General features: G+C 46.0%; 6 protein-coding genes and 1 pseudogene. 5 read left to right on the top strand and 2 right to left on the bottom strand.

Features of this window, described 5'->3' with window-relative positions; translation table 11 throughout:
• Positions 1 to 280 (top strand): hypothetical protein (locus Q7J27_01330; GenBank protein ID MDO9527780.1); only part of this gene is annotated, 280 nt, incomplete at its 5' end.
• A gap of 253 nt (positions 281 to 533) precedes the next feature.
• Entirely contained in the window at positions 534 to 1,199 is a 666-nt protein-coding gene (locus Q7J27_01325) for a hypothetical protein (GenBank protein MDO9527779.1), read from the top strand.
• A gap of 243 nt (positions 1,200 to 1,442) precedes the next feature.
• On the opposite strand, the pseudogene Q7J27_01320 reads toward Q7J27_01325, so the two are convergent.
• Positions 1,443 to 2,348: pseudogene (locus tag Q7J27_01320) on the bottom strand (aromatic amino acid transport family protein).
• A gap of 124 nt (positions 2,349 to 2,472) precedes the next feature.
• Here Q7J27_01320 and Q7J27_01315 point away from each other — a divergent pair.
• Entirely contained in the window at positions 2,473 to 2,628 is a 156-nt protein-coding gene (locus Q7J27_01315; protein MDO9527778.1) for a hypothetical protein, read from the top strand.
• Between the two features lie 400 nt (positions 2,629 to 3,028).
• Here the strand turns inward: Q7J27_01315 and Q7J27_01310 are convergent, their stop codons facing one another.
• Complete coding sequence (locus Q7J27_01310) at positions 3,029 to 3,319, bottom strand: hypothetical protein (protein ID MDO9527777.1); 291 nt, start codon at positions 3,317 to 3,319, stop codon at positions 3,029 to 3,031.
• Between the two features lie 169 nt (positions 3,320 to 3,488).
• On the opposite strand from Q7J27_01310, the gene Q7J27_01305 reads away from it, so the two are divergent.
• Together Q7J27_01305 and Q7J27_01300 are read left to right on the top strand one after the other, a co-directional pair.
• Positions 3,489 to 3,947, top strand: a complete 459-nt coding sequence (locus Q7J27_01305; protein ID MDO9527776.1) for a hypothetical protein — start codon at positions 3,489 to 3,491, stop codon at positions 3,945 to 3,947.
• Between the two features lie 102 nt (positions 3,948 to 4,049).
• The coding region (locus Q7J27_01300; GenBank protein MDO9527775.1) for a hypothetical protein at positions 4,050 to 4,796 on the top strand (747 nt) is incomplete at its 3' end.

Below are 4,796 nucleotides of genomic sequence, written 5' to 3'. Positions count from 1 at the left end.
ACACAAGGCAACAGTTAATCGCATCGTCCAGAGGTATAGTGGCGAGTACAACGCTCAAGAAGGGGTAGACATCAATTCACCCTTCGTTGGGACTGTAGAGGTTGAAACCGAGAAGACTGTTGGTGAAGCTCCCACTCAACTCCAAGGTCATAAAGGCTCAGTTTACATTGCGGGCACAAACAAAGAAGCAGTTGCGAAGGCACTTGATACTACAAAAGGCACAACGATCGGCGTCATGGACAACAAGGGGAACATAGTTAAATCGTCAACGAGAAGATGATTCCCCGAACCAACCGCCTCCATCGTACGCTCCGCGCCCGCGGTAGGCGTCGCATCCGGTGAGGCGTGCCGTTGAGACTGTCGAAAAAGTAAAAGGGCATGTCATAGATGCCTGTATTTTGCTCAAATAGGCTGTCAAAAATAACAAAAAAGAACCATTCGTGAAGGGGTGTTTGAGTTTTTCGACAGTCTCGTTCGGCGTTAAAAAGGAGTAACTTATGCAACATATTTGCTTACATTTGCTTTATATGCCCATGATTATTTTACCATTGATTTCAGGATGCACTACCAGCTCAAATCATTTTGCTGAAAAAGATAAGCACCTATTGGGTAGCAGGCGTGTTGGATATAGAAAACAAACCTTCCAAAGTCAACCATGCGTCAGATATGATTTTACTTCAGAGGAGACAATTCAAAACTTCCAAATTGTGAATGGTAAATGGCAAATCAAGAATGGTAAATTGTGGGCTGTAAGTGGAGAAAAGAATCGTTCTATATTACTCGCGCAAAGCAGGAGGGGACCATTACGCATTGAGTTGGAAGTGACCAATTATGCAAATCCTGATGGCAGTATTGGCGATATTACAATACTCATCAATTCTGAAAATTTTGACAACTTTTTCGGGAGGGGATATGCTCTAACCACTGGATCATATTACAATAATTGTACAACTTTTTATAGGCTCGGAAAAGCAATTGCCAAAACAGAATATTCCCCACTGGTTTCAGGAAAAACATATAGAGTGCTAATCGAATTAATAGATGGCCATATTCGTTATTGGTTAAACGATAAGATCATTCTCGAGGCATGGGATTCCAAACAGCTAGAACTGGATCCCAATCTTTGGATAGGCATTCGTACATGGAATACAAGAATGTCTGTAGATTGGTTTGCTATGTATCAAGGAATAGAAAAATAGGGATAGCGACCGCTTTCGAATAAATACAGGGAATCAGGGTCACATCTATAGTGGCTGTTGAAAAACTCTGAATAAACTTTTACGGGGATGGAGAATTCGCTAACCTTATCACAGGAGGGAGCGAATGAAAGGAAAGGAAAGGATTAGGGGCAAGCCACTTGAGACGCGTCCCCATTTCTTCTTGAATTCACTAAGAAGAGGGATAATTAGGCAATGGGGACGGTATGGGTCGAAATTGGTCTGTTAGCGCATATTTTCGAAACTTGTCCAATATTCGGCCTTCGGGTTAAGTTTTAAAAACCCGAACTCCTGCCCGAGTTCAAAGAACATAAACGAGAAGAAAATTAAGAGCAAAATGATACCAAATATTTTTTTGATGAGAGAGCGAGATTTCTTAATAATTATTATAGAGGGCAATATTCCAAACAAGAGTGCGATACCAAAACCGCCAACCAAATTAAGAACAGTCAGAAAAATGTCAGGATAGATGATAGAAACTGCAAGCGGCGGTGCAAATGCTAAAAGGATCTCAAAGAGACGGTTCTCTTTTTTGAAATGGTTCTTTGTCAGGTCAGTTATGAACCCGAGGAGAGCCGTTCCAAAACCTAAGTATGAGGTTGAAATGGCCATGAGGGCGAATATGAGTGCGTTTGTCACAAAAAATGTAGATTGAATCTCTTTTGCCATAGGTACCGTTGCTGGAAGATTATTCTGATAGGCGTAAAGTATACTATTTTCGCCGCCGGTGAGGGGGAGGACGCCAATTCCTGCGCGAATCCAGGCAATGTTCATTACAACGCTTATTACCATGCCGATGACAATTACCATCGTGATCGGACGCATCTTCCAATTAAGTGCCCCCGAGGCCTGTGGAATTATATTGTGAAAATAAAAGGCTGCAATAATGATTGGTATTGTCAGAGGTGCAAACTTCCAGTCGGCATATGTCAGGCGTTCCGGTACAACATGCTTCCCTGACATTATCAAGAGTATAATGAATGATACGATCATTAATACGACAAGAGCGGAGCTGTATTTCGAAACAATATGGACGCCCTTGATAGTTATAAATGTTATGATGACAAAAAAGATCAAGAGAATGAGTGGCTGAGGTATAGGGTATTTGATGAGATTGGCTATTATAGCTGAGGCACCGCAGAACTGGGGTCAAACCTGGCTTTAGCACTTTACGGTTGCATTGGTTAGGAGGATTGGGTCAGCCCTGTATTTAGTACTTAACCAGGACTCAAGGGCAATCTGAAAGGACGGGAGAATGAAAATAGTTCGGATTGAACTTGCCGAGATTAAGGGCAGCGTGTATCAGCCGCGGTCTCAGCCGGATCTTGAATTGGAAAATCTCGTTCAGTCGCTGGACGTGACGCGGGTGATTGAGGCTGGTAGAAATCAGAGCCGTATCTTCACTTTTTAAAAGTCATAAAATAACATTCTAACATTCTGCAGAATGTTAGAATGTTATTAGGAAGGGAAAAGCTTGAGGAAGCGCAGCCCTTAGAGAAAAGAATAAGGAATTGCATTCGGCCGATTGCGTATGCGCGTTGAGATCCTTCTTCATATCAACAAGTGTTGAAGTGTTACAAACAAATGAAATGCACGGTATTTGACGCCGGCGCGAATAAAACCGTGACTCATGACGGTTCGGAGGTAAAATAGGTTTGTGAAGGGAGAACATGACGACAAACATGAGTCGGAGAAATTTTCTGGGTATGGCAGCGACTGGCGTTGCAGCGACTGCAATGGGTTCAAATGTTCTGTTCGGCCAGGATGGCAGCAAGCAAGATAAAGGCATCAAGAGGAGGCCAAATATGTATTTAGTTATTCGCATAACGGTGAAAGAAATCCGCGAATACTGCCCTTTTTACAAGTCGGGCGATACATTCTTCATCCGGCAGCAGTGCTTCGACCCAACTACTGCAACGCCGAAGCAGTTCTGCATGCACTCGCTGAACGACATCTATGAGACCTACATGAAGGTACGCAAAGGGCCAGTGGGGAATAAAAACATCGTGGGATGCATCGACAAGGGAATCGTTCAGTTCGAGATCCAGCGCCTCCCTGACGAGGAGGGTCCCGGCTGGAATCGGCCTCCGGTCCTGAAGCACAGGGTCACCCCTTAGATTAAAGAATAAGGAATTGCATTCGGCGGATTGCGTATGCGGGTTGAGAAGACGAGCAAAGACACGGCAACGGAATCGATTGCCATTTTCTTGTTTACTAAACTAAGGGCAGACCCCATGCCCGCCCCGAAATTATAATTCAGGAGAAAACACGGTGAACAACATCATGACGCAAACTTTCGTTGAAATCCTGCTTCTGGTCCCTGCGGCCCTCTCTGCCGGGTTTGTTATATTTCTGGCAGGGGTGATCCAGGGGGTTATGAATGATTTGGACGAAGCCACGTTCAAACGTTTCCTGACCATGTTGCACACGCGCGCAATGCGGTCACCTTATGCCATCGGTGTATCCAGCATTACGTTTGTCGGCATGGTGCCTTATTTTATCTACTACGGTTTCGGTAACCGGTGGTTCACGGCGGGGCTTGTCCTGTGGGTGATCGCCTCGATTGTCTCAAAGGCCACCGCTCTCCCGATCTACGCGAGAGTCGATGCCATGGAAAGCAGCGATGTGTCCCGCCTAAAGGAGGAGCGCCGGAAACTGCAAATCGCAAATATATTGCGCGCAACACTCAGCTTTGCATCCGTCGTCCTCATGGTGATTGGTTTTGTTTAAGGGAAACAGGGGCAACTTATCAAAGGCACGGTGTTTGTCGCTGGCGCGGGAAAAACCGTGACTCATGCCGTTGGGCATTTTTACCAGGAAAGGAGTTGCGTAATGAGACTGCCAGAAAGTTGGCCAGTGCTTTTTAGTTTGACTCTAATTGTGGTAAGTATGGCCGGCTGTATTACAAAGCCGGACTCGTCAAGCGCAACCCCGGTTGCATTTCATCCGGTTACCGAAGCTACCGAGGTCACTCCTGTTCTGGCATCCGTCATCGCTGCTCCCAGGCCGGCAACTTTAAGCACCGGGTCGATCTGCTTGAATTATGAGCTTATGGTCATGAATGCATCACGCGTCGCGATGACCATTGAAAGCCTGGAAATCCTTGATCCTCAGCGTTCCCATGCGCGAATCGCCCTGCTTTCCCGAAATGATATCGGAACTAACCTGCATCTTCCCGGGGTTAACAAACCAACGGCTGTGCTTGGCCCTGCTCAATCCGGTTACATCAGGGTTAACCTGTCTTTCACGGAACATGACAAAATTCCCCTCGTTCTCGATCATATCATCACGGTGACAACAAAAAAACCATATGGACCTGTCCTGCCCAAAATGGTTGAGAAAGTTGCACGGACCTATGTCAAGTCCGGGCCGGTTCCCGTGATTGGCCCTCCGCTTAAAGGCGATCGGTGGGTCGCAATCGCCGTGGGCGGTAACGGTTATCATCGCACGACGATCATGCCCTTGAATGGGCATTGGATAGCACCTGAGCGATGGGCCGTCGACTGGATCAAGATTGACGACAACAACCGACTTGTTACGGGTGACCCTTCGAAAAATGAAAGCTGGCCACAATACGGC

It is taken from the genome of Syntrophales bacterium (assembly GCA_030655775.1).
GTDB lineage: Bacteria > Desulfobacterota > Syntrophia > Syntrophales > JADFWA01 > JAUSPI01.
The sequence above is the reverse complement of the archived record's forward strand: the minus strand, read 5'-3'. Positions and strand labels throughout refer to the sequence as shown.

Excerpts from the sequence above, each read along its gene's own strand:
- Q7J27_01325 (MDO9527779.1), top strand. The coding sequence starts at position 534 with ATGATTATTTTACCATTGATTTCAGGATGCACTACCAGCTCAAATCAT.
- Q7J27_01315 (MDO9527778.1), top strand. The coding sequence starts at position 2,473 with ATGAAAATAGTTCGGATTGAACTTGCCGAGATTAAGGGCAGCGTGTAT.